Below are 24,217 nucleotides of genomic sequence, written 5' to 3' on the forward strand. Positions count from 1 at the left end.
CTTGTGCGCTGACTTTGAAGAAGGCAAGCGGCTGATAAAGAATGTCCTCAAACGCCGTCGCAGTCGGGGGTATGTGTTGGTTAGGTAGAGTAAGTCTTTGGGCTCTAAGTCGTAGAAGCCTTGCCACGATAGAGATTACAGGCAACCCAACCTTAAGGCACAGCGGTTGACTGTATATGTCTAGACTTAAATACACCTGGCTATATAGACATATTTAAGTCTAGACATATAGACATATTGATGTCTTGAAGGCGAGGCGCTACGCTCAAGGCGCTGTTGAGGGATTAGCCCTGTGAAAATCTGTTCAGCGATTTCTCTATCGGGGGGGCAGGGGAAGACCACCACGGTGTTCTTTACGGCGCTGCTGCTGGCACGGCAGGGTAAAAAGGTGCTAGCGGTAGATGCCGACCCCCAGGCGAACCTGACCTTTTACCTGGGCCACGAAGTGCAACTCGACGAGCCCAGCCTATTTGAGGTGCTGACCAAGCAGGTCGAGGTCGAGGATGGGATATACAGCACCCAGTACGAAAGCCTGTTTGTGATGCCTGCCGATCGCGGCCTGTTCAAGGTTAGCGACTTTCTCAGCAGCAGCGGAGCAGGAGCCTTCATCTTGAAACAGCGGTTGCGCAAGATTCACGACATGTTCGATGTGGTGCTGATCGATGTGCAGCCATCGCGATCGCAGATCTGCCTCTCCGCTGTTGGGGCCTCTGACCATGTGCTGATTCCGGTAGAGGCCAATGTTAAGGGGGTAAACTCCCTGGTCGATACGCTGGATTTTTTAAATGAGCAAGCTGAGCTAGAGGCGTTCACTGGGTCGGTATTGGGGATAATTCCTTTTCGCGATCGCTGGGTGGGCAATACCCAAACCTTAGAAGGGCGGCAGAACATCGCCGCCATGCAAGAGTTCGCCGGAGAAACTCCCATTTTGTCCTCTATCCGTGAGTCAGAGAAGTTTAAGAATGCTATTCGCCAGGGCAAGTTACTCAGCGATCTGGGGCAACCCGACCTGCAATACCCCTTCGAGCAAATTGTAGAGGCCCTTACCCATGAGTGACGCCCTAGACCGACTCAAACAGCGGCAGCGCCCCAAGGTTGCCCCCCGTGATGCTTCACTAACCTCAAGACCCCAAGATATTCAGACATCAAGACATCAAGACATACAGACGTCTAGACATATAGAAGCTAGGGACATAGAAGTAAAGACTGATATGAAAGGGCTTCCGGCGGCAGGCGAGTCTAGACATATAGATACCCAGATGTCTGAACCCCTTGATGGAGAGAGGGGAGTAGAGACATCTAGACATATAGATATCCAGACGCCTAGACCTCTAGATGACGAGCCACCGACAAAGCGCAGCACCTTTCGCCTAGACGCCGACCTGATCCAACGGCTGCACAATTTTTGTCGGCACCAGGGGCTAAGCCGCGAAGTGCTGATCGAAGCTATGTACGAGTATATGGAGGCTAACCCTGAGGCCTTGGCCCAGGTGGTAGACAACGCCAGCCAGAAGCATGACCACCGACAGCAGCTGGCTAACCGTAAGCGGGCCGAGGCGATGATGAGCAAGTTTGGCCGAGACGTCTGATACCTGGTGTCGGACAAATCTGGGCGCAGGGTGCCAGCATGCTGTGGAGTGAACTTGGGATAATGCAGTTACAACGGCGTTTCTCGTTGGAGGCTAGGACAACCATGACCGTCACAACTACCTGAATGGGTCTGGCAGATAACGTGCTGCGGCTGCCTGCGCCGAATACCGCGCCAATATTGATGGGGTGATTAGGTTCAACTCGATTGCGGCGCATGTCTGAGCTTCTGTGGAAGTGCTATTTACTGCGATCGAGCGCCTTCACCACGTAATCTGGCAGCGGCTCTGCTGCGGGCGGTGGTCCATCGGCGAAGGTAATCAACCTCAGATACGCCGCTTCGCCATCCTCACCCTTTCCTGCGCTGCGGCTAAACCAAATCGCAGCCCCAAACTTTGGGTTACTGCCACTGCGGCGGGTGTAATGGTGCCCCATCCACCAGATGACAGTGGGTCCAGCTGCATCGCTGGCGACCTCGATCGCACCGATGGCGGCCACCCATTCATTCTTGTAGGCCGATAGCGGGCGTTTCCAGTTGGGCGGGTTACTCGCGGCGATCGCCATAGTGGCAACTTCAATCTGTTTCAATGCGCGGGCTAGGTCGGCGGTGTTGTCGGTCATGGTGGTGGGTAGGTGAGATGTGCGGTGGTGGGGCCAGCAAGGGCCAGCCCCAGGGCAGTCTATGCAGCGCTTGGTTGGGCAATGGGCCAGGTATCTACCACCTCATGGCCAGTTTGGTTTGTGGAAACATGGGCAGCAATATTGGCTTGTTCGCCCCAGCCGTAGTAACCACTGCTAGCTACCTTAATGTTGATGCCATCGATCAGGGTTTGACCTCCTGCTTTGTAGGCAATACCCCGATGGCTGCACTCCTGCCGCAGCTCCTGTAGGTCATGGACTGCCAACCCGTAGCGGGCACCTAGGCAGCAAAAAGCCCTCGGTACTGAGCCAAGGGCAGTAGTATAAAAACCACTGTAACCCAAGTATACTGACGGGTTTGCTCTAGCCGCGCATAAGAGCAAATATGCGCGGCTAAGGCTGTGATCCCTTCTGTGTAAGGGTTGTAGCTCTTTATGTCTTGGGGCAGTATTTGTTACCTCTTTACCAGCGACTCCCCAAAGCTGTTCCAGGCTGATACCTAATCTTAATGGCACTTATTCCTGCTTTGAAGATAAAAAAGTCTTTCGGCAGGCTGGTCATGCACTAGCCTAGCGAAAGGCTTAAGCGTTAAGCGAGGGTCAGCCTAGAACCTTAGATCAATGCCTGCGGGCAAAGCGCTAAGGTCGCCAAACAGCGGTTCTAGGCTAGGCATAGCAGCGTCAATCTGGTTCTGCCCAATGCCGCTTGAGATCGGCAGCGAGGCGGCAAAGTCTTGTAGTGCCGCAGCGAAGCTCTCGTCGGCCAGTAGTGACTCGACCTCCGCAGTGGCCTGGGGGGCGAGTATCAAGTGCCCTTTGTCTTTGCCACCAATGGCCGTGACTACCTCAATCAGCTAGAGACCAAAAGCGGCATTTGGTTCTGCGACCTGCGACGGCCCGAGAACCTGCGGCGGGCGATCGGCAGCTGGTATAGCCCCGCTGGGCTGGTAGATTCGCTGGTCAATGATTTAGAGGCTGCCAGCGATCGCCTCGAAGCTGAGCCTTTTACCTACGATGCTGACTCGTGCCCAGCTCAAGGAGCTGCGGGCCGCACTGGATGGGGCGGGCTATTCGGAAACGATGCTGCGATCGGCCTGGCGCGATGCCACCAATGAAGACATTGCGGCGTCGATTGTGGGCTACATTCGGCAGGCGGCGCTGGGCGATGCGCTGGTGCCCTACGGGGAACGGGTCGATCGCGCTATGAAGACGATTTTGGCCAGCGAGCCCTGGACGGCACCGCAGCGGCAGTGGCTAGAGCGCATTGGCCAGCAGCTAAAGAAAGAAACGGTGGTGGATAAAGCCGCCCTTGACCAGGGACAGTTTAAGGCTCAGGGCGGCTTTAAGCGCATCGACAAGATGTTTAATAACCAGCTAGAAAACATCTTAGCCAAGCTCAATGGTTCTGTCCTAGTTGCTAAAATCATTAAGAAAGCTTATTAGTCTTAATATTTTAGGTTTATCTGACCTAATTCCGTCGGAATCCTTGCTGTGCCAAGCTCAAGAGCTGTTAGTACTGTCAGTGGATGATTGCTTGAGCCTTATGGAATTGAAGCGATAGAAAAGCCTATAACTATTGACTGACATAGCTTCTAGAAAGACTAGTCCTTGAGATGATGTATCACTTGGTCTTGATGGATACACTTTAGATAGAAATAAAAAAAAGTTATCTTTCAGGAGAAGCCGCTTTATGACAAGTACGAGCCGTAACCAATATCCATCTGGAACGCCTGATAAGAAGATTGTGATCCAGACCACCGATTTTCCTTCTGTCCAAGCCGAGCAGACCGAGGAAGCTGAAAAAAATCAAAGCAGTGCCCATACCGTAGCCAAAGCTGTTGGCGCAACCGGCGGTAGTGTTGCAGGCGCAGCAGTTGGCAAAATGGTCGCCGGTAAAATGGGTGCAGCCATTGGCGCTATAGGTGGCGCGATCGCAGGTGCAGCCATTGGTGATCAAGCCGCTACAGGCATGGATCACCAAGTAGAAAATGTGGCAGGTTCAATTAAAGAGGTAGCTGAAAGCGTTACCCACCAGGTTGAAGATACCCTTGATAGCGTTAAAGCCAAGATTGACGAAACCGATGTCAAAGGACTAGCTGAGTCTGCAAAGCATAAGATCGACGAAGCGGATGTCCGAGGTGTTAGTCAATCTATTCAAGGCAAAATTGATGAAGCAGATGTTCGTGGCGTGAGCCAGTCTGTAAAAGGCAAAATTGACGAAGCAGATGTTCGTGGTGTGAGCCAGTCTGTGAAAGGCAAAATTGATGAAGCAGATGTTCGCGGTGTGAGCCAGTCTGTAAAAGGCAAAATTGATGAAGCAGACGTCCGTGGGGTCACAGATTCTGCCAAAAGAACAATTGATGCTGATGTAAGACCCGCGATCAAAAACACCATCGCTCAGACATCTCTAAAAGCTCAAGGCGTTGCCGATAGTGCAACTCTAGGGGCAAAGAATTCTCTAGAGGAATCCTCCTCTAACAAGAATACGAAGCCAGCGGTTTGGACAGATCCTCTGATTGAGAAAAAGCTCCATGAGAATCAAGGAACGCTTTAGTTCTTCTGATGCTCAGTGACCCATAAAGATGGGGAGTACCTCTTTGGGTGCTCCCCATCTTTTGTATTTTTTCATTACTTAATTAGTACACCACTCCGGACAGTTGGAGGGGAACCCTGGTTTATCGCTGAGGAGCTTGATGGAATCTTCAAGGTACGGGATATGTCCTTAGTCCGTGAGGTAGACCTATCACAGGGACTCCTCGTTATTATCTGCATGAACGTTACCTCTGACATTGTCCAAAAGCTGTGGGGCCTGTGCCATGTGCTGCGCGACGACGGCATTAGCTACCTGCAATACGTCACCGAGCTGACCTACCTGCTGTTTCTCAAAATGATGCAGGAGACCGGGGCCGAAGAGACCCAGCTGCCAGAAGGGGAGCATGCCGCTGACCTACGGGCACTTTGCCGACTTTATGGCCTGCTGATTGGGCGATGTATACCGAGCTAGAGCGATCGCCGGTTAGAGTGCCCAGCGATCGTGTGGTCAGACTACTGGACGGGCGGAGCGGGCTGCTGGAGGTTGATAAACGGGACAGTTTCGCCCGTCACCTGAGGGAGAACCCCATTCCACTTTTCGATGGCACGTTGCTGGAGTAGTTCGGTGGAAATGGACTCTTGCTGAAGGCGGTTAGCTTCTGCCTGGGCGCGGGCGGTGGCGACCGTTGCCTCACCATTGGCCTTCGCCTTCTCTACTTCCTGTCGCGCCCGCTCAGCCTCCTGCTTGGCGGTGATGACAGAGTTGATGGCCGCCTGTAGCTCTGCGTCTGGGCGAAGGGAGACAAAGCTGATGGAGTGGACCTGGAAGCCGAGGGGATCTAGGTCGGACTGAATCTCTTTGAGGACGGTATCGAGGAACAGGCTTTTCTGCTCTCCATAGATTTCGATTGCTTTCATGGTGGAGCCGACTCGGTTGAAGGAGTCCTGCACCATACGCCTGACGTAGACATCCGCAATCATTTCAGGAGACTGGCGAAACTCAGAAAAGATTTGCTCAGCCTTGTCGGGGGCAAAGCTGTAGGAGATAGCCACGTCTGCCGTGAAGCTAGCGCCCTCAGATGAGTTGAGGGTAATCTGCTCATTCTGTTCAGGGTTGTCGCTGCGTTCCCAAACCAGGTTCTGGCGGTAGGTGGGGAAGTTGTAGATCTCCTCAGTCACCGGGTTGACCCCGTAGCGCCCCACCGCCAAGGTTTCCATCTGACCACGCTTGCCGCCTGCCTGGTAGACCTTTACACCAACATTGCCGGGAGGGACGGTAGCGCAGCCGCCGAGCAGGGTGGCAGAGAGAACGAGCGAGGTTACAAGGGTCTTGGTCTTCATTTGATTTCTGCCAAACCGTAAAGTATAGAGATTGTGCCTGCCAGCCCCAGGATGACTGAGGCTGGCAGGGCAAAAGGAACGTCAGCATTGAAAGCTTCTTTCGCCATTAGGAACAAGATGCCCCCGATCGCTAGCGGGAAAAAGACACTGAGCGTCTTCCGGATCATGGCTAAATAGGGTTCTGGATTTGTGGGATGGTCAGCAGTGCAAGCCTGTCCTCGGGGTTAGGTGGTCTAAGTATTCCCTGAGGTGTTCGATCGCTTCATTTCCTTGATGGCTCCGCGTGCGATCGCGACCATGATTCCGTTGATTCAGAGGACAGACCTTGATTAAGCAGCCAGTGGCTCTACAGATGTGAGATCGCCTCTACCTTCTCCTCCTCCGACACATCGAGGTAGCGCTGTAGCGCCGCCATCGACGACCACCCGCCCAGGTCTTGGATCGCCTTCAGCCGCACCCCCGCCTTATCCAACCGGGTCGCCCAGGTGCGCCGGTTGCTGTGGGTACTATAGCCACGCAGGCCCAGGCGGTCACACGCTTTGCGCAGCGCCAAATCACAGGCCTGCCGCGTAATCGGCTGCTCGCCACTCCGCCCCGGAAACAGATACCCGCTGCTGGGCAAATCCGCCGCCGCCAGTACCGCCTTGAGCTTGGGATGAATCGGTACTGCTCGCGTCCGCTTCGTCTTCGTCGTTGCCTTGCGCAGCACCAGCGTCTCCCCCACCACATCCTCCGCCCGCAGCTGCCGAGCCTCACTCACCCGGCAGCCGGTGTAGTAGCAAATGGAGAAGAGCGATCGCATTTTCGGGCTCAACTCCCCCATCACCTGCTCAAACTGATCCGCCGACCAAACGTCCGCCTGGTCGTGGCGATCGCGCTTCGGCACTGGCCTACCCTAAAAATGGATCCAAACTGGCCTCGAAAATCTTAACTTGCTCTTTTTGATATTTCAGCAAGTACAGTTTATCGGAGTAGCAAGGGTTTCGGCGAATCCATGCAAAACTAAGAGAGCTTATTGAGAATTAGAGCCTCTTGCTGAGAATTAGATGCTGCTCGGATTTTGGATCCAAATGCCTTGATGCTGCAACCGTGGCACCCGCCACTTGCCTAGTCTCAATCTCTGATTTGAAACATCAAGAGAGATCCTGCTTCGCCCTCTTAATCTCTGGCAGCTGACACTAAAAGTGGCACTGGTCTGTTAAGAGGAGATGCATCGAAACGCTCTTATGCAAAGGATTTCCTGAGTTGATAAGGGTCTAGAGTAGAGACCTATCGCCATAGCCGGAGTGGTGCGTTTCCTCAACCCCCAATGCGGTCTGACCCAGTTGTGAATGATCCGCTGCGCATCTAAGGCTCGTTGCAATGCCAGTATTCTAACTCTCACCGGTTAACGAACCAGTGCCGCATAGTATAGGAACAAAAGAGGCAGTAATGCCCCCAAAACTGCTAGATGGAATGAACTTGAAATTGGTGAACTGGATGCTTTGCTAAGTTCTTGTTTCATTGATTTATCTCCTAATGATTACCACCAGCGATGGTGGGTAAGTTATTTCTGCTGCCAACTGTAGGTAGCGCAATCATGGGTAAGTTTGCCCCGTTGCTAGGAGGCGAAGATGATGGGGTAGTGCTTGGGGGAATTTGCGCCGTTGGCGTTGTTGGAACTAGCGGAGCAGGTGTATGAGACGCCGGAACCATCTCAGGTTGTGAAGAGGAAAAGGGTATAGCTACCAGGTATCCAGAATCAGAGTTGGGCTCATTGGCCTGGGTAAACGGTCCCTGTTTTTGAGGTGCTACTGGATTCTGAATAGGAGCAATTTGAGGATAGGAGCTAGCTGAGGGTTGCGGTATATTTACTTGGGCCGTGTGTAAATTGACCCCTTGGCAGGCATCAGCAAATTGTCCAGAGAGAGTAGCATTTTGTAAAATATTGATGCACTGCTGAATGGTTACCAAATAGATATCGGTGCGAATTTTTGCCGACTCTAAAGATTCTCGTTCTACTCGAGCTTGCATCGCCTCTAACTGAGCGAGCCCAAGTTCGGAGCAGGTACCGGCATTCCTGCCGCCTAGAGGAACATTGAGGGTTACCATACCCCCATAAGAATTACTAGAGACTGAGTTGCTAGCCCCGCTACCGCTACCTAAACCTCCATAAAGAGAAAATCCTAAACCCGTCGTTGGACATTGGATGCCCGGACCAAATCCATAAAATGCATCATTGTTGTATTGGGTGTTGTGCTGCTGGTTAACCGTAGTACCAGCACTGCTAGAGGTCGCTCGCGCCGAACTGCCAGCGGTGCTGGTTTCGAGGGATTCTTGCCCTCCTAAACAGCTACCACCTGAGCAATTCGTGTTAGCGGTTTCATTAGCGATCGCTCCTGGGGCGAAGCTAAGTAACCCGATAACGAATAGTCCCTTGAGGAGTGAAGTGCGAGTAAACATAATTAAAAGCTGGCGAATACACTTAGGGATGTTGATCCACCCTGGGAAGTCGTATTAGTGCGGATTTCAGCAGTACGTGACTGAGTACCGGTCAGATCCTGAAGCATCAAGCTAAAGGGGGCATCTGGGTCACGAATTCCAAACGGGGTTGATGCCCCTAGCACTGATGGATCACTGAGGGGCTGCACATTTTCACCGTCAATTAAAAATCCCTGACTGGTACGAATATCCACCTCACTAGTTACGGAAATACTATTCGAACTTTGGGTCGCAAAGCCTACCGTAAAGCCTATGGACTGAGCTCGAACTGGGCATGGCAGGAGGCTCCATAAGCTACTGGCAGCCAACGCGATGGAAAGTATAGTCTGTGGTTTAAACATAGCTTTAAAGTAAAAATTAAACAGATGTAAACAGTGCGAAGGGACAGTCGTGACGCGATGCAATTGCCTACTGAAAAACTGAAAAACTGCGGGTAACCGTCTCAATGGTGGTATCTTGGCTGCTATGAATTAATCGATCAATACCAGGGGTAAAGGTATCTACCCCCAAGCTGAACTGCTCGGCTGGTTGAGCAATCACAAAGGTCGCTGAAGGAGTAATTTGGCCCCCTTGATCAACAACCGACACATTTTCTCCGGCCACTGCAAATCCGCTGGTGTTGTTGTAATAGGTTTCGGTCGTGGAAGAGGCGGTCTTTTGGGTGATACAGGATGAAGTGCGACTGTAGCCCATGCTGGAATCAAACATCTGGGCTTGAGTTGGGAGGAAATTGCCCATTAACGCGATCGAGCCGGTGGCTAAAAAGAACGTTGCTAGTAATGAGTGCATCTTTGCTGGCTCTTAATAAACAATAAAAAAACCAGGCTAGGGGCGATTATGTTCGAACACGCTGAAGGTGTAGCTCTGCGTCAAGGTAGCACTGGTGCCCTGACCACCAGGAGTAATCTGCCCATCTCCCCGCTGCGAGATACTCCCCGAAAGCCCGTCTGCATTACCCCCACTAGTAACGGAAACCGTAGAGTAAGCCGGTAACACTAAGTCAGATTCTGTGCTGAGAACTACGGGGGCTGTTAAGTCGCGTTCAAACGTGCTGAGGGAAAAATTAAATGCTTCCTTCTCTGCTCCTACTGTAAACTGGGCCGAGCTATTAAAACTATCGCCAATATTCAGCGGACCAGAAACTGAAAGACCGCTGCCTGAAACGGCAAATCCTTGGTGGCGAGAGGCCTCGGCGCTGCCGGAAGGCCCATCTACAGTTAACTGAATCTGAGTGGCACGGCTCTGGGTAAAACCTGCTTGCGCTTCAGGGGCTAATGTGACTAAGCTTGCTAAGGTCAAAATGAGAAGTAATTCTTTCATTGCAAATCCTAATTATTACGATGGATAGGTCGCTACAGAGGTATACATTTAAATAAAACCAATGTCAGCCAAGTTTTTGATTGACAAGATAAGTGCCTGAAAATACTAATTTCTAAAAGAAAAAATAGCAGATATGTTCAAGAGATAAAGATTGCCAAACTTAGGCTTTTTCTGAACAGATCTGCTATGAAAAATGCTTTCAAAAGAAGACAGCCATAATCAGCTCTAATGCTGATTATGGCAAAAATCATAGGTTAACGGAAGACACTCATACTGCCTGTCTGGGTCAAGACACCGACAGTGCCAGCGCCACCGGCCGTGACCGTTCCATTACTTTGGTTATCGATAGTACCTGCTAGAGTGCCCGCAATACCGCCATTGGTCAAACTTTGAATCCCGAATGCTGGTGTTGTGATAGTGCTACTCAGAGTCGTACCAGTTGCCTTTATATCTGCGCTGTAGGCAGACTGACTATAGGTAAACGATTGAGCAGTCAAACCCCCAATCACACCCGTATCAATAGCGACAGCTGCTGTGCCAGGAGTCGTCGCACCAGCAACCGTGATGATAGGCAATACCACTGCTGTCAGACCAGAGCCTGACATACTGATATTGGCGCCTCTCGCTTCGACTGAAGCAACAGCCGGGTTTACTACAAGCTGGAGTTGATTAGAGTAGCTGGTGGTAAGTTCACTACCAGCTTGGGCAGGCGTTTGGATAGCCGAAAATAACCCAGCGAATGCAGCGATCGCAAATAAAGTTTGAGACAATTTCATGAAGTTTCCTCATGCTAAAAGTTCAACGAAGACCACCGATCAGTAAACTTCACTCTGGATTTTTGAGCAGAAATTTCATCAACAATAGTGAAAACCTGATCGGGTTTCTTTATTCTGAACCTAGCTTGACATTAAAACAAAAGAAAAAATAGACCGTAAATACCTGCTTTTTAAGTATTAGCTTGCTAGTGAATTTCCTGACCTTTTGGTTTAATAAATTATGTAATTGTACGGAGTTATTTTGTCGTGCCCAAGAAGGGCGTTGTTGTAGAAATAAGAAAAGATTGCGAACGGTTTGATGGTCAAGCGCTATTGAAGGTAAGAAAACCAGATCACTGGTCTTTAAAGAGGTGATGAATGCCTGAAAGGCTTGTCTTACTATAGACGACACTGAACGTGGCGAATGACGACAACTCGATAGTTGACTAAGTGTTGTCAGCACGCCGTTGAATCAGCGCGGGTACGACTTGATTACGTCCCTGATGCTTAGCCTGATGGAGGGCACTCTCAGCAACTCGTAAAAGTTCTGTAGGTATAGTGCCATGGCCAGGAAAAACAGCTACCCCAAAAGAGGCGGAAAGTCCCTCTAGCAGCGTTCCATTGTAGTGAATGGTCAACCCTTTAATCGTCTGCCGCAGGTCTTCTGCCCGAGCTACAGCGGCCTCCAGAGTTGTTTCTGGAAATACCAGGGTCAGTTCTTCGCCACCATAGCGGCAGGCCACATCAGACTCCCGGATAGTGTCACGCAGAACCTTGCCAAGCGTTTGGAGCACATAGTCCCCAGCATCGTGGCCATGGGTATCGTTGAACCCCTTTTCCTAGAGGCGTTGGCGATGAGTAAGCAGCTCTTGGGCGAGGCCCATCCCGATGTCGCCGCCAACCTCAATAACCCGGCAGGGCTCTACAAATCCCAGGGGCGCTATGGGGAGGCCGAATCCTTCTACTAACAAGCCCTACTGAGCTCGCTGTTCCGGCTGCGTTCCACCAGTGGCTACACAGAAAACACAAATAAGTTACTTTATTAAACTGATAAGTTACTATAGTGTTCAGTTTGGTTCGGTTTCGCAGCTTGCTCGTACACTAAAGGTGAAAAATAATTGGTGATAAATCAATGAGCAAGCGCGTCGGGCTGACGATGCCAGACACGATTCATGAAAAACTGGAGCGATGGGCTAAGGCTGAAGGGCGACCCGTTGCTAATCTGTGTAACTTCCTGATAGAGAAAGCAGTTAGAGAGGCCGAAGAGGCTGGGTCTATTCCTGCGGCTGCAACAGTAGAAGATGGCAAATGACCTACAGCAGCGATCGCCTAGACCGTATCGAAGCCATCCTGGCCAAAAATGCTCGACAGCTAGTGGAAACCCGACAACTAGTAGAGAGCAACGCCGCTGGCTTGCAAGAAACCCGCGCTATTACCGACAGCAACGCCCGCGCCATTGAGGCATGGGGCAGGCGCATTGAGGACGGTATAGCTGAGGCCGAAGCGGTCAGCAGCTCCACGGCGGCCAATACCAACCGGCGCATGGAAGAGGCTATTACCGACACGGTGCAAATGATTGCCGACCTGGGCCGACAGCAGCAGGCAGCAATAGAGCGCTCTGACCAGCTCAATGCAGAGCATAGCCAGCACTTTGAGGTTTTCCTGCAAGATGCCAGGGCAGACCATCAGCGATTTGACCAGGCGATCGCCGCCAATTCTGAAGAGCACCGGGCATTCACCCAAAATATTCAGGTGCTGCTAGCTGAGATAGCTCGGCTGTGGCAGCGGGTGGCCGGATGACCACCGGAGACAAAGCCAAACGCGCCACAGTTGCGATCGGTCCGCTGTCGGTCGATGGTTTCCAGATGCCTGATGGCTCCTATCGAATGAGTCAGGCCCAGATTGCTGAGTGCATCGGCACGACCCCACAGAACGCATCAAATTTTTTGCGCTCAAAGGCATTCAAAGCCTTACGGGGCAGGGAAAGCACGGATCAAAGTTTTGAGTCAATCGAAGTTGAATCAGCCCAGCAGACCACCGGGGGCACGCGGATCAACGCCGTTCCCCTAGACGTGGTTTGGGCGTTCTGGCTCTATCAGTGCAGCCGGGGGGGCCAGCGCGCCTACCAACTACTGGCAGCGCTAGGGTTGGAGTCGTTAGAACGCCATTTTGATGCTGCCTTTGGTGTGGAACGTAGCGAGAGCGATCGCAATGCCCTGCTCGCTCAGCGGCTCCAGCAAACCGAGGCAGACCTGGCAGTCTTAGGAGAAGCTTATGCGCTCCCAGACGTGTTGATAGAAGATAACGAGCGCCTGAGGGCTGAAAACCAAGTGCTGCGCGACCAGGTGCAGGAACTGGGCGGTCAGCCTGGACAACCGCCAGGATTTCCACCTTCTTGAGAGATCTTGTAAACTAGCCCCATTCCAGGAGGTGATTTTTATGTAAGTCTGCCTGAGCGAACCCTTTAAAAAGCGAAACGACGCAACCCGGCCAAGGTAATCGCGTCGTCTTTGCTCCAACCAGAACACGCCATGGGGACGTGACGGGATTCGTTTGTCTAAATCAAATTCCCCTACAGGATAGCTGATGAAAATCAGCGGCGCAATAGTGTGCCTGTTTTGTCATGCCCGGCAACGCTTCAGCCGGGGTAATCCGTAGGTTTTCCGATGTTTTTACGTACGATCGCATTACCAATATCTCCCACCCCAGCGAACCACGCTAAGCGATGGCTTAGTATCGAGTCGCCATACCCCTCTGAAGGCTTTGTCGCCGCCGCCCAAACTGGGGAGGTGGCGCTGTGAGTAACCTTACGTTCAAGCAACGCATTGAGCATGAGTGCATCGTCGAATCTGCGATCGCACCCACCCTCTACAAAGCTGCTGTCTCCTTTATCGAGGATTCTGGCCGCTGGGAACCCAACGAAGAACTGGGCTATACCGTCAGCCGATTTTGGGAAACACAGCGGCCTCATTCGTTCCGCGAGCTAGCGTGCTTCCGGCAAGAGTTGGGCGAACTGTGGCAAGCAAAACCTGAAAACCCACAGGTTAACCGCCAAAAATCAGCGCAGCGCCTCAGCCAGGCCCTAGGGCGACCGGTCGAAAAATCAGAAGTCAGCGGGCTGCTACGGCTCCACCCTGAGCACACGGTCTTGCGGAAGTATGAGACCCCTCTCGGCGCTGGCAGCACACCTTACCTACCGCCGGTAACCGCTGGGGTATGGCAGCACGTTGCCACTCGTTACGGGGTGGAATGCCCTGCTGAAGTCAGCCTAGCTGCCCTGGTGGGGCTGGGTGGAGAGGATACGGTAGTCTCTGGTTTTTGGGATTGGGTTACCGCAAACCCCGAGATTGACATCCTGTTTACCGAAGGCGGGAAGAAGGTTTTAGCCGCACTCTCCCAAGGTTACGCGGCGATCGGGTTCTACGGGTTTCGAGCGTATCAAGCTCACGACCCTATTTTAAAGACCAAGATCGCCCCTCGCTTGATGCCTGAGGTGCAGCGATTCATCCAGCCGGGCCGACACGCCTATATAGCCTTTGACCAGGACGAAAAGCCTGAGACACGGCACGACGTTGAACAAGGCCGTGCTGTCTTTGCTGGCCTGCTCACAACAGCAGGGTGTGACGTCCGGTTAGTGCTGTGGGATGGCTCTCTAGGCAAAGGGATTGACGATTTTATCGCGGCTCAAGGGGCAGAGGCTTTTGAGCAGCTCATAGACCAAGCCAAGCCTTCAGCCCAGCATGAGCGGACCAGGCAGCGGGCCTGGGCAAGGCAAAAGCGGGAGAACGAGCGCCAAGCCTGGCTGGGCCAGGTGGCTACCCTGGTGGGCCTGCCGGAGGACGCTGATCGAATGGCGATTGCCAAAGTATTTAGGGACAGGGCACGGCTCTCGGGCACAGTGGAGGTGGGCCACTTTCCACGACTCACCCTCCCCGCTGAGGGCGATCGCCAGTTAATCGTCCTCGACGGCTCCAAGATGACTCGAAAAACGTCAGTAGGGCTGCGCTCAATCGTTGAAGAGGGACACCTGCGGCGGTGGTGCGGGGTTTTGTTTTCCCCCACTCGGGTGCTAGCCGCCAACCTAGCCTACGAGCTCGACATCCTCACGATTGACCAATATCTAGCGCTCCCGCCAGACAATAGGCCCGCTGTCGTCTGGGTGACAGCCTGTCCTGAGTCGGCCCATAAGCTTCGATCAATATCGGCCAACGTGGTCGCCTTCGACGAAGCAAACGAGTGTATCCCTCGGGTTGAATCAGGAGAACTGGGGAATCACCCTGAATTAGCGCGGCAGGCCGTTAAGGAGCTGCTAGGTAGTGCAGATGTCGTCGTCTTGGCTCAAGACGGCATCTACCGACCCACGATTGCCGCCACACAACGCTGGGGGAACTTTGACCCCACCCAAGTAGTGGTTCTGCGGCGGCACCGACCCAAAACTGAGATGGAAATAGCCCTTTACCTCGACCAGGCGGGCGTTGGGGAAGCTTGGGATGGCACAGCTCGGGAATCAAATCCAAAGGCCAACAATGCTTTCTACACCTGGTTTGCAGGCATAGAAAACGCTGTTAGCCATGGCCAAACCGTTATCATCCCCTCTGGCAGTGAGGGCAAAGCCAGAACTATTCACCGGGTGCTGCGCGGCCTTCACCCTGATCTGAAGGGGCAACCCATTGACGGTAAATATACTCCCCACCGGGTTAGGACAGAGTTCGCTAAAAACCCCACCACCTTTGCGCCAAAGCATGACTTGGCCTGGCTGCCAACGTCTCCTGTCTTTAACTCGGGTGTCTCCATCGAGGGCACGTACTTCGATCAGCAGTTTGAATATGCGCGGGCTTTTGAGACAGCCTCCAGCATCAGCCAGAGAGGGGAGCGCAACCGAGACGCAATTCGCGGCGAAAAGATCAAGCGCCGCAATGTTTATATAGCCTCTCGTGGGCTGGCAACGATGCCTCACCCAGCCGTGTTCACCCCTGACTACTGGCGATCGCTGCTGGCTGGTGACCCAAACACTGATGCCATCAACCTGGCTCAACAAATGGGCTGCATGGAGATTGCCTCCCGCCTGGGCCAGGCCTCGGCAGACGATTGGCTAGAACTACCAGAATTTTTAGCCATCCAGGCTCAAGAGACCTATTTCAAAGTTGAGTTTCTTCGCATGGAATGGGAGAGCAACGGCTGGGCGGTCACAGAAATAGTCCATGACCCCCAAGCGGCTGAAACCTGGTCACAAACCTTTTATGAGGCGACTCAGAATTTAATCGCCCAAAAGGGTCGCACCCTCGCTAGGGCCAAAGGCAAAAAGCAAGCCGGTGACGAACCCGCTGGGGCCATTGAAGCCACCAAGCACCATAAGTGGGAACTTCAGCAAAAGCTAGGCGATTACCCTGGGCTCAACAATCCTGAATGGATAGAGTCTTGGGTCATCGACTCCGGCACCACTGGGCTATTTGAGCTTCGGGTGCGATCGCTGGTTTGCATCGCCCATGAGCAGCCTTCCCTGTGGGCTGAGCTTGCCCGCCAACATGCCCTCAACGCGATCGCACGGGCAGGGCAGCACGACACCGCTGATCTCCCTTGTACCGCGCGGGAGTTTGCCATCGCTCAACTGCTCAAGGACGCTCCAGGGCTCTACAGCGTCATCAAGGAGCAGCTTACGGATTGGACAAATAAAGACGTTGTCGTCGCCCAGGCGGCGGCATGGGCCAGAGAGAATGCTATTTCTCTAGCATCTGCCTCTTCCAGCCATCAACGAATCCACGGACTACAGTTCACTAGCAAAACCCCACTGATCAGATGCTTCCACAAGCTTTTGCAGATGGTGGGCCTGGATGGGGTTTGCAACAGGAAGATAACCACTGGCGATGATACTCGTGGCCTTCAATACCGCCTCGTCAAGGCCGTCGACATTGAAGCCAAACTTGCGGGCAAGCTGGCTGACAACGGCGATCGCGTTCACTCCCTCCAGCGTCAGCACAAACGGATTGAGACCGACTCTGAGGTGTTTGACGCCCTCGACCAGGTGCTAAAGCAGCGGGTCGGGGATTTAACGCCTGCCTGGGATGCGATCGCGGCCCAAGTCCTTGAAAAATATGGTCTGTCCAGAACTTCAGTAGAGATCAGATCTCTTACTGAAGTTCTGGACACCCCTGATTTACAAGCCTCAATTCAAGACATTAGCGCCCTGGTTCATTTGGCCCAAGAGTCAGGGGCCGAAGCACTCCACCAGCTGCGGCAGACAATCAAGCCCCTTTACCCCAACCTCTGGCGGTTGGCGTTGGGCACGGCAGCTTAACCACCCAGCAGCACCGGCGCGGGCGGTGCCCATTGCGATCTCGGTGGGGCACGTGTACCTAACGCCTGAGTCACGGCTCCAGAACCGCCTAGTAGCATAAAATACAAACTTTCCACTCAACAGACACCTCTGATGAGGTGATCCTTCACAGTTTTAGGCGTAGCTTTGCCACCAACCTGCCCAGGCGAGGCTACGGCCTAGGCAAGATCAGCCCCCTACTTAGCCATAGCCCCACGGCGATAGGGATAATATTGCAGAGTTGTTGGCTAGAGAAAGAACAGCAGACTGTTTAGTGCATAAGAATTGTCAGAAGGTTGATGTGTTAAAACGGTTTGCGCTGTAAGCTGTAAGCCTAGATAAAACAGTGTCTATACATAAAGATGCGGTTTACTGATTTTGCAGAGAATCCTTAGCTCCGAATTCAGTAGTATCTGTAGCGTTAATGACTTCCCCCCCCAGGAAAATTTGCCTAAAGCCGCTGATTCTGACCCCGTGAATCTAAATTCTTCAGTTGAAACCAATGCTCTGTTTCCGGTTGTGGGGATAGCCGCTTCTGCGGGGGGGCTAGAGGCATTCACAGATTTGATCTGTCACTTGCCGATCGATACGGGCATGGCATTTGTGCTGATTCAACATTTATCTCCTGACCATGAGAGCCTGCTGTCAGAGATCTTAGGCAGAGTAACCACAATGCCGGTGGGTCAGGTACAAGATCAGATGGCAGTCGAACCCAACCAGATCTATGTGATTCCGCCCAATACTCAGATGACGTTGGTCGATGGGAACTTTCGTTTGGCTGCGCGCCAGAAAGTCCAGGGTAAGTACATGCCGGGAGATGTATTTTTTGAATCTTTAGCCGCAAATTTGGGAAACAAGGCGATCGCGGTTGTGCTATCGGGCATGGATGGCGACGGCTCACAGGGGTTAAAAGCCATTAAAGTGGCGGGCGGCGTAACGTTTGCCCAGTGCGAAGCGACCGCAAAATTTGACAGTATGCCGAATACGGCCGTGGCCACCGGATACGTTGATTTTGTGCTGCCGCCCCAGGCCATTGCCGCAGAACTGGTCAATATCAGCCGCAGCCCCCTGCTGGCTACCTCGGAACCGCTTCAAACCGTGAAGGAGATGCCTACGGCGGGCGATGCTTTAAAGACCATTTTTGCGCTGCTGCGAACGACGACAGGCGTTGACTTCACGCTTTACAAATCGGCGACGATCGATCGCCGCATGCAGCGCCGGATGCTGTTGTATAAGCTCGAAACTTTGGAGGACTATGCTCGGCACCTGCAAGAGCACCCGGCTGAAGTTCAAGCCCTGTATGAAGAAATTTTGATCCACGTCACGAGTTTCTTCCGTGACCCAGATGCCTTCGAGCAGCTAAAAGCACAGGTTTTTCCGACCATTAGCCAAAACAAAACCGCAGACACTCCGATTCGAATCTGGGTGGCGGGGTGCTCGACGGGTGAAGAAGTTTACTCGATCGCCATTTGCTTGCTAGAGTTTTTTAGCGATCGCGCCACCATGCCGCCGATTCAGATCTTTGCTACCGACATCAGCGCTGCTGCGATCGCCAAAGCTAGGGCAGGTGTTTACTTAGAAAGCCAAGTAGACGGGGTCTCGCCCGAACGGCTCAGCCGCTTTTTCTTGCCGCTGGCAGATGGAAGATACCAAATTAGCAGTGCTATCCGTGAACTCTGTGTTTTTGCACAGCACAATTTGGGCAGCGATCCGCCGTTCTCTAACCTTGACCTAATTAGCTGTCGCAACGTGCTAATTTATTTATCAAATGCGTTGCAAGAGCGCATCATCGCTCTATTTCATTACAGTCTTGATCCCAATGGCTTTCTCATATTGGGCACGTCCGAAAGTGTCAAGACTGCCTCAGACCTGTTTTCGTCGGTTCATGAGGCCGCTAAAATTTATTCTCGCAAGCTGACCTTGACTCGTCCCCTGTTTTCATTCACAACCAGGGCTTACCCCGTTGTCGGTGGTGAGAGCCAGCAACGAGTTATTGAAACCATTGCCAATAATTTTGATTTAGTGCGAGAAGTTGATCAGCTAATCGCCGCTCGCTACGCTCCAGTATTGGTGATTATCAATGACCAAATGCAGATTCTTCACCTGCGCGGGGACACCGATCCCTATCTGAAACTGCCCACCGGCACCACTGACCTAAACGTGATGATGATGGCCCGAGAAGGGTTAACACTTCCCCTTCGCACCGCCATTTACCAGGCTCAAACTCAAAATGTTGCGGTTCGGCAAGAACAGATTCAGATGGAATCTGGTGAGGGCTCAGCTCGTCTCAATCTAGACGTGATTCCATTTCAGCCGACCATCGCATCTACAGTTTATTTTTTGGTGATCTTTGAAGCGGTTTTTCTGCCGGTCCCCCCCTCCTCAGCGGCATCGGCTAAACGTCAGGAACCGGAAGACCTAGAGCGTGAAATATTACAGCTTCGTCAAGCTCTGGCCGCCGCGACCCAGCGAGAACTTTCGGCCCAGGCGCATTTGCAGGCGGTCATTCAGGAACACAGCTATCTCAACCAAAATCTGCGCGTGGCCAATGAAGAAATTTTATCGAGTAACGAGGAGTTACAAAGCACCAACGAAGAACTTCAAACGGCCAAAGAAGAGATTCAAGCCACTAACGAAGAACTCGCCACCACTAACGACGAACTGCGCAGCCGCAACCGGCAACAAAACCGAGATAATAGCGACCTCAACAACTTTGTTGACAGCATCAGTGTGCCGATTTTGATGCTCACCAACGAGCTAAGAATCCGCCGTCTTACCCCCACAGCGCAGTGCCTATTTAACTTCATTCCTAGTGATATCGGACGACCATTTAGCGATCTTCGCACTGATTTTGATGTTTCTCGCCTAGAGTCTATGGCGTTAGAGGTGCTGGAGACACTCAACACCAAAGAAGAGGAAATTCAAACCCAGGCAGGCCACTGGTATTCCCTGCGGATTCGGCCCTATCGCACGACAGAAAACCAAATTGACGGAGTGACCGTAGTCTTTCTCGACATTGACGCGCTCAAATGTCATGCTGCTATCTTAGAGGTTGCCCGTCAGCAGGCAGAAACGGCCAACCTAGCCAAAGATGAGTTTCTCTCAAACCTCTCCCACGAACTCCGTAACCCTCTAAACGCCATACTTGGCTGGGCACAGCAGCTCCGCGCGCGCACCCTCAATGAAGCGACTGTTGCCCGTGCTTTAGAGACGATTGAGCGCAATGCCAGGGTGCAATCTCAACTGATTGAAGATATTTTAGATACCTCTCGGATTGTTAGTGGCAGACTCAATCTTCGCCCAGTTTCACTTGATCTGCGCTCAGTGGTGCAGGCTGCGATCGAGACTGTTCAACTCTCAGCCGACGCCAGAAATATCGACATCATGGCTCAGTTAAATGCTGAAAGGGTCGTCGGCGATGCCGATCGATTGCAGCAAGTCTTTTGGAACTTGCTGTCAAACGCCATTAAATTTACCTCGCCCAATGGACGCATTGAAATCACCCTAGAGCGGGTGCAGGGGCAGGCTCAAATTCGAGTTACGGATACCGGGCAGGGAATTGCCGCTGATCTATTGCCGTATATTTTTGAGCGCTTCCGTCAGGGCGATTCTAGCAGCATCAAAGGGAAGCCCGGTCTGGGCCTAGGGCTCGCGATCGCCCAGCACCTGGTAGAGCTGCACGGCGGCACCATGGAAGCCAGCAGCCCCGGTGAAGGACAAGGCGCGACGTTCATTGTCAGGTTGCCGCTGAGCGAGGCGCCACCATCCAGTGAGTTAGAGTCACCCGCATTAGAGTGTTCGAGCGATCCGGTTGCGTTTTTAGACGGTCTGCAAATTTTGGCCGTTGATGACGCCGTTGATACGCTTGAGCTATTCAATTTTGTACTGGAAAGTTATGGGGCTAATGTGCTAACTGTGGCCTCTGCCAGAGAAGCCCTAGCGGCTCTAAATGACAACCCCAATCGGTACAACGTGCTAATTTGCGATATTGGCATGCCCGAGCAAGACGGCTATTGGTTGATTCAACAAGTGCGATCGCTGAGTGCAGACGTCGGCGGGCAAATTCCAGCCATCGCGCTGACGGCTTATGTAGATGAGGCCGATCGACAACGGGCGATCGCTGCCGGATTCCAGTGCCATCTTGCGAAACCTGTGGACCCAGAGGACCTAGTTAGAGCAATCATGTCAGTCCGTAGCGATTCTATGTAACTGGAGAAATAGGTGGCCATGAATCAGAGCAAACATCCCATGATCATTGTGGTGGGCGCGTCTGCTGGAGGGATGCAGGCTTTGACGCAACTGACCGCGCAGTTTCCCAAAGATTTCCCGGCTGCCATTTTTATTGTCAACCACATGGGTGCAGATACCACTGGAGACAGCCTGGTTGCAGCTTTAAATCAGAGTGGCGGGTTGACCTGTGAACATGCCTATGACGAGCAACCCTTCCAAAGCGGTCATATTTATTTGGCACCCTCCGATCAACATATTTTGCTTGTAGAAGGAAAAATTCTGGTCACCAAAGGTGCCCGCGAAAATCGTTACCGACCGGCCATTGATCCCTTATTTCGCTCCGCAGCGGTAGCCTATGGCAATCGCGTCATCGGCATCATTCTGACTGGATACCTGGATGATGGCACCAGTGGCATGATGGCCATCAAACGTTGCGGCGGTGTTTGCATCGTCCAAGATCCCTTGGATGCGGCCTATCCAGACATGCCGCAGTCGGTTATCGCCAATGTGGGTGCTGATTACTGCTTGCCCATCGCCGAAATGGGAATGCTGCTATCGGATCTGTTGCGTAGAAAACTACCCACTCGTAAGCAGCCGCCAAAGGACATCGTAATTGAGGCAGAAATTGCCCAGCGCGTTTTGAGCGATTTGCCGTCGGTCGAGGCGCTCGGCGAGCAGGTACCATTTAACTGCCCCGACTGTGGCGGGGTATTGTGGCAAATAACAGAAGGCGATGATTTTTTGCGGTACCGCTGTCATACGGGCCATGCTTTTACTTCGGCAGTGCTGCTAGCCCAGCAAACGGCCAAGATTGAAGAAACGCTATGGGTTGCCCTACGAATGTTTGAGGAGCGCCAGAACTTGATTGCCACCATGGGCCAGAGTCAAGGCAAGTCTTCTTCTTCAGTCTTACAGCGAGTTCAAGACTCGCAGGTTCACATTGATCGGATTCGCGCCATGTTAAAAACTACTTACGAAGACACTCACGATCAGGGAGAAACTGAATAGGGCCATGAGCAAGATTCTGAGTTTCAGCCTCCTTCTACCAGAGGGATCCAATGGGAACAAACTTTAGAAATGCTTGGAGGGTGATTCAAATTGAGGGGACTGAGTACCTGTAGCTTTTATCCGGCAATGCTTTCAGGGTGATTCGAATTGAGAAAAATGACGGCAATGATTGTCTGATACTGAGAGCTATTGCATGGTTATGGCAGCGGGTGGAGTGGGCGCTGGATTGGTTTTCTGGAAATATGGATCCAGATGGATCGCCAAGAAACTTGCATAAGGATAATAGAGAGTAGTGGTTAACCGAAAGATAAACTTTGGTATCAACCCGATAAACTACCTGTTATCAGGAGTAATCTAGTAACAAGAGGAGAAAAGAACTTCCCTCGCTTTCAAATAGTTCAGTCCCCGTTAAATTGGAGGTCTTTATCTCGTTAACGTCTGGATCTATTTTGTCAAAATCAACGGTACTCCACTTAGCTGTTGATATTTCCTCCCCTAAAGCTTAGAGAGCTCTGTGATAGATATCTAGGGATCAATACCCTAAATTAAGGTATCGAGACATCTCTGTATAGCGATACCTATTTGAGGAAATCTCTCAAGTCGGCGGTAGAGCGTCGTAAACAGATTATTCCACCTCAAAAGTCTGTTTGAATTCTAATTAACAATCCTCCTAGATTCTGCCGTCAGAATTTAGGGGGATTTTGCGCTGGCTGCTTGATTGTAAATGAGACTATTCCGACAGCTCATTCACTACGGCATCTAGCTCCATTTCCAGCTGCTCGATGGTGGGTAAGTTGGCTTTGAGCTGGTCTGGCAAGCTGTGGGTAGTGACGGCGATCGGAGTGCTAAGGTTACGCAGGGCGTATTCTGCGATCGTCTTGTTCTTCGATTTACACAGCACAATGCCGATGGTGGGCTGGTCATCGGGGTGGCGCAGCAGGTCGTCCACCGCCGCGACGTAGAAGTTCATCTTGCCGGTGTACTCAGGGCGAAACTCCGTTACCTTCAGGTCAATGACCACGTAGCACTGCAGCTTGAGGTGGTAGAACAGCATGTCCATGAAGTACTCGTTGCCCGAGACCTCCAATCGATACTGACTCCCGACGAAAGCAAACCCTACCTCCAGCTCCAGCAGAAAATCCCTAATGCGTTCGACCAGAGCCTTTTCTAGCTCGCGCTTTGGGTGGCGGAGGTCAGATTGAGAAAGTCAAAGTTGTAGGGTCTTTGATCAGCTGTCGGGCGAGATCAGACTGTGCTGGTGGCAGGGTGCGCTCAAAATTGGTTACGGCAGCGCCTTGGCGCTGGAACAGGTTAGATTCTATCTGCATGACCAGAATATTTCGACTCCAACCATTCTCAAGCGTGCATTGAGCATACCAGAGCCGTTCATCTGGGGCTTTCAGCTTATCCAAGAGAGCCTGATTGTGGTGCCAGGGAATTTGTGCAAGCACCTCCTGCACAATTGCCTGATCTGGGTAAGCTTCGGCAAAAGCCCGCATGTATTTGAGGTTGCGTGGTGAAAAACCCTGCATATCGGGAAATTCCCGCTTCAGGTCTTTGGCGAGGCGGTCAATAACCTTTGCCCCCATCCTTCCTGCCGCTGTTGGGCGAGGATTTCACGCCCAATCTGCCAGTACAGGACGATCAACTCTTGGTTGACGGCAAGAGCCGCTTTTACCTGCGCCCGACGGATGCGCGTTTTGAGGTCTTTGAAAAAGACGTCATAATTATCGGTAGGGAATAGGGAATTGTCTTGTGGCACGAGACTTTTCCTTGGCTTGCAGGCACCTTATTATCGGGCTAAGACGGCAGCGAGCCATAGGACTTTGTTGATCGGTAGCGTGGGAGCTATGACCCAGCCAAGCTATGACCCAGACCAAGAGCAGGAACTGTTCTGGCAGCGGGGCGATCGCTTTTATTGGTGCGCTTTACGCCAGAACCTGTTTGGCGAGTGGGTATTGCTGCGCAGGTGGGGTGGCTACCGAACTGGCAAGGGTGGCCAGTGTGAAACC

The 24,217-nt window shown here is 52.3% G+C and carries 20 protein-coding genes and 5 pseudogenes; 13 read left to right on the forward strand and 12 right to left on the reverse strand.

All coding sequences use genetic code 11. The features are described from left to right. The first annotated feature begins 292 nt into the window (after positions 1–292). Positions 293–1,057, forward strand: coding sequence for a ParA family protein (locus RRF56_RS02410; RefSeq protein WP_317033813.1), 765 nt, complete (start codon positions 293–295; stop codon positions 1,055–1,057). Positions 1,058–1,259: 202 nt separating this feature from the next. Continuing rightward, the gene (locus tag RRF56_RS02415; RefSeq protein ID WP_317033814.1) at positions 1,260–1,589 is read left to right on the forward strand and encodes a hypothetical protein; all 330 of its coding nucleotides are present in this window, start codon (positions 1,260–1,262) and stop codon (positions 1,587–1,589) included. Positions 1,590–1,827: 238 nt separating this feature from the next. Here RRF56_RS02415 and RRF56_RS02420 read toward each other — a convergent pair whose 3' ends face one another. The 3 genes from RRF56_RS02420 to RRF56_RS02430 form a co-directional block, all read right to left on the reverse strand. After that, positions 1,828–2,208 carry a single-stranded DNA-binding protein gene (locus RRF56_RS02420; RefSeq protein ID WP_317033815.1) on the reverse strand — a complete coding sequence of 127 codons (381 nt, stop codon included), beginning with the start codon at positions 2,206–2,208 and terminating at the stop codon, positions 1,828–1,830. Positions 2,209–2,267: 59 nt separating this feature from the next. Further along, on the reverse strand, positions 2,268–2,492 hold the full coding sequence (locus RRF56_RS02425; protein WP_317033816.1) for a hypothetical protein: 225 nt from the start codon (positions 2,490–2,492) through the stop codon (positions 2,268–2,270). Positions 2,493–2,830: 338 nt separating this feature from the next. Next, entirely contained in the window at positions 2,831–3,034 is a 204-nt protein-coding gene (locus tag RRF56_RS02430; protein ID WP_317033817.1) for a hypothetical protein, read from the reverse strand. Between RRF56_RS02430 and RRF56_RS02435 the strand changes: the two genes are divergently transcribed. The 4 genes and pseudogenes from RRF56_RS02435 to RRF56_RS02450 form a co-directional block, all read left to right on the forward strand. Further along, positions 3,035–3,340 (forward strand): hypothetical protein, encoded by a 306-nt coding sequence (locus RRF56_RS02435; RefSeq protein ID WP_317033818.1) that lies wholly within the window; start codon positions 3,035–3,037, stop codon positions 3,338–3,340. Further along, a pseudogene (locus RRF56_RS02440) lies at positions 3,234–3,668 on the forward strand (type I restriction-modification enzyme R subunit C-terminal domain-containing protein); the annotation flags it as partial. The gene RRF56_RS02435 and the pseudogene RRF56_RS02440, both read left to right, overlap by 107 nt. A 247-nt stretch (positions 3,669–3,915) precedes the next feature. Further along, positions 3,916–4,779: a glycine zipper domain-containing protein gene (locus tag RRF56_RS02445; RefSeq protein WP_317033820.1), complete on the forward strand. Its 864-nt coding sequence runs from the start codon at positions 3,916–3,918 to the stop codon at positions 4,777–4,779. A gap of 216 nt (positions 4,780–4,995) precedes the next feature. Then, a pseudogene (locus RRF56_RS02450) lies at positions 4,996–5,181 on the forward strand (type I restriction-modification system subunit M N-terminal domain-containing protein); the annotation flags it as partial. An 89-nt stretch (positions 5,182–5,270) separates the two neighbouring features. Here RRF56_RS02450 and RRF56_RS02455 read toward each other — a convergent pair. The 8 genes and pseudogenes from RRF56_RS02455 to RRF56_RS02490 all read right to left on the reverse strand — a co-directional run bounded on the left by RRF56_RS02455 (position 5,271) and on the right by RRF56_RS02490 (position 11,448). After that, positions 5,271–6,098: an SPFH domain-containing protein gene (locus RRF56_RS02455; protein WP_317033821.1), complete on the reverse strand. Its 828-nt coding sequence runs from the start codon at positions 6,096–6,098 to the stop codon at positions 5,271–5,273. A gap of 346 nt (positions 6,099–6,444) precedes the next feature. Beyond that, a complete protein-coding gene (locus RRF56_RS02460) occupies positions 6,445–6,984 on the reverse strand; it encodes a site-specific integrase (RefSeq protein ID WP_317033822.1) in 540 nt (179 codons plus the stop codon). Positions 6,985–7,296: 312 nt separating this feature from the next. Continuing rightward, a pseudogene (locus RRF56_RS02465) lies at positions 7,297–7,467 on the reverse strand (IS1 family transposase); the annotation flags it as partial. A 146-nt stretch (positions 7,468–7,613) separates the two neighbouring features. Continuing rightward, positions 7,614–8,540, reverse strand: a complete 927-nt coding sequence (locus tag RRF56_RS02470) for a hypothetical protein (protein WP_317033823.1) — start codon at positions 8,538–8,540, stop codon at positions 7,614–7,616. A 447-nt stretch (positions 8,541–8,987) separates the two neighbouring features. Continuing rightward, positions 8,988–9,368 (reverse strand): hypothetical protein, encoded by a 381-nt coding sequence (locus RRF56_RS02475; protein WP_317033824.1) that lies wholly within the window; start codon positions 9,366–9,368, stop codon positions 8,988–8,990. 36 nt (positions 9,369–9,404) lie between these two features. Next, the gene (locus RRF56_RS02480; RefSeq protein ID WP_317033825.1) at positions 9,405–9,899 is read right to left on the reverse strand and encodes a hypothetical protein; all 495 of its coding nucleotides are present in this window, start codon (positions 9,897–9,899) and stop codon (positions 9,405–9,407) included. A 254-nt stretch (positions 9,900–10,153) separates the two neighbouring features. Further along, the gene (locus RRF56_RS02485) at positions 10,154–10,675 is read right to left on the reverse strand and encodes a hypothetical protein (protein ID WP_317033826.1); all 522 of its coding nucleotides are present in this window, start codon (positions 10,673–10,675) and stop codon (positions 10,154–10,156) included. A gap of 425 nt (positions 10,676–11,100) precedes the next feature. Then, a complete protein-coding gene (locus tag RRF56_RS02490; protein ID WP_317033827.1) occupies positions 11,101–11,448 on the reverse strand; it encodes a GGDEF domain-containing protein in 348 nt (115 codons plus the stop codon). Between the two features lie 33 nt (positions 11,449–11,481). On the opposite strand from RRF56_RS02490, the pseudogene RRF56_RS02495 reads away from it, so the two are divergent. From RRF56_RS02495 to RRF56_RS02525, 7 genes and pseudogenes are all read left to right on the forward strand, one after another. Beyond that, positions 11,482–11,619, forward strand: a pseudogene (locus RRF56_RS02495) (tetratricopeptide repeat protein); the annotation flags it as partial. 167 nt (positions 11,620–11,786) lie between these two features. Continuing rightward, positions 11,787–11,966, forward strand: a complete 180-nt coding sequence (locus RRF56_RS02500; RefSeq protein WP_317033828.1) for a ribbon-helix-helix domain-containing protein — start codon at positions 11,787–11,789, stop codon at positions 11,964–11,966. After that, on the forward strand, positions 11,963–12,454 hold the full coding sequence (locus RRF56_RS02505; protein ID WP_317033829.1) for a hypothetical protein: 492 nt from the start codon (positions 11,963–11,965) through the stop codon (positions 12,452–12,454). Before RRF56_RS02500 ends, RRF56_RS02505 begins: the two co-directional genes overlap by 4 nt. Next, positions 12,451–13,053: a hypothetical protein gene (locus tag RRF56_RS02510; RefSeq protein ID WP_317033809.1), complete on the forward strand. Its 603-nt coding sequence runs from the start codon at positions 12,451–12,453 to the stop codon at positions 13,051–13,053. Before RRF56_RS02505 ends, RRF56_RS02510 begins: the two co-directional genes overlap by 4 nt. Before the next feature lie 398 nt (positions 13,054–13,451). Next, positions 13,452–16,949, forward strand: a complete 3,498-nt coding sequence (locus RRF56_RS02515; RefSeq protein WP_317033810.1) for a DUF3854 domain-containing protein — start codon at positions 13,452–13,454, stop codon at positions 16,947–16,949. A gap of 492 nt (positions 16,950–17,441) precedes the next feature. Continuing rightward, the gene (locus tag RRF56_RS02520) at positions 17,442–21,176 is read left to right on the forward strand and encodes a CheR family methyltransferase (RefSeq protein WP_317033811.1); all 3,735 of its coding nucleotides are present in this window, start codon (positions 17,442–17,444) and stop codon (positions 21,174–21,176) included. A 39-nt stretch (positions 21,177–21,215) separates the two neighbouring features. Further along, the gene (locus tag RRF56_RS02525) at positions 21,216–22,205 is read left to right on the forward strand and encodes a chemotaxis protein CheB (RefSeq protein WP_317033812.1); all 990 of its coding nucleotides are present in this window, start codon (positions 21,216–21,218) and stop codon (positions 22,203–22,205) included. A 730-nt stretch (positions 22,206–22,935) separates the two neighbouring features. Here the strand turns inward: RRF56_RS02525 and RRF56_RS02530 are convergent. Continuing rightward, a pseudogene (locus RRF56_RS02530) lies at positions 22,936–23,967 on the reverse strand (PDDEXK nuclease domain-containing protein). Positions 23,968–24,217 lie beyond the last annotated feature (250 nt).

It is taken from the genome of Nodosilinea sp. E11 (assembly GCF_032813545.1).
Taxonomy (GTDB): Bacteria; Cyanobacteriota; Cyanobacteriia; order Phormidesmidales; family Phormidesmidaceae; genus Nodosilinea.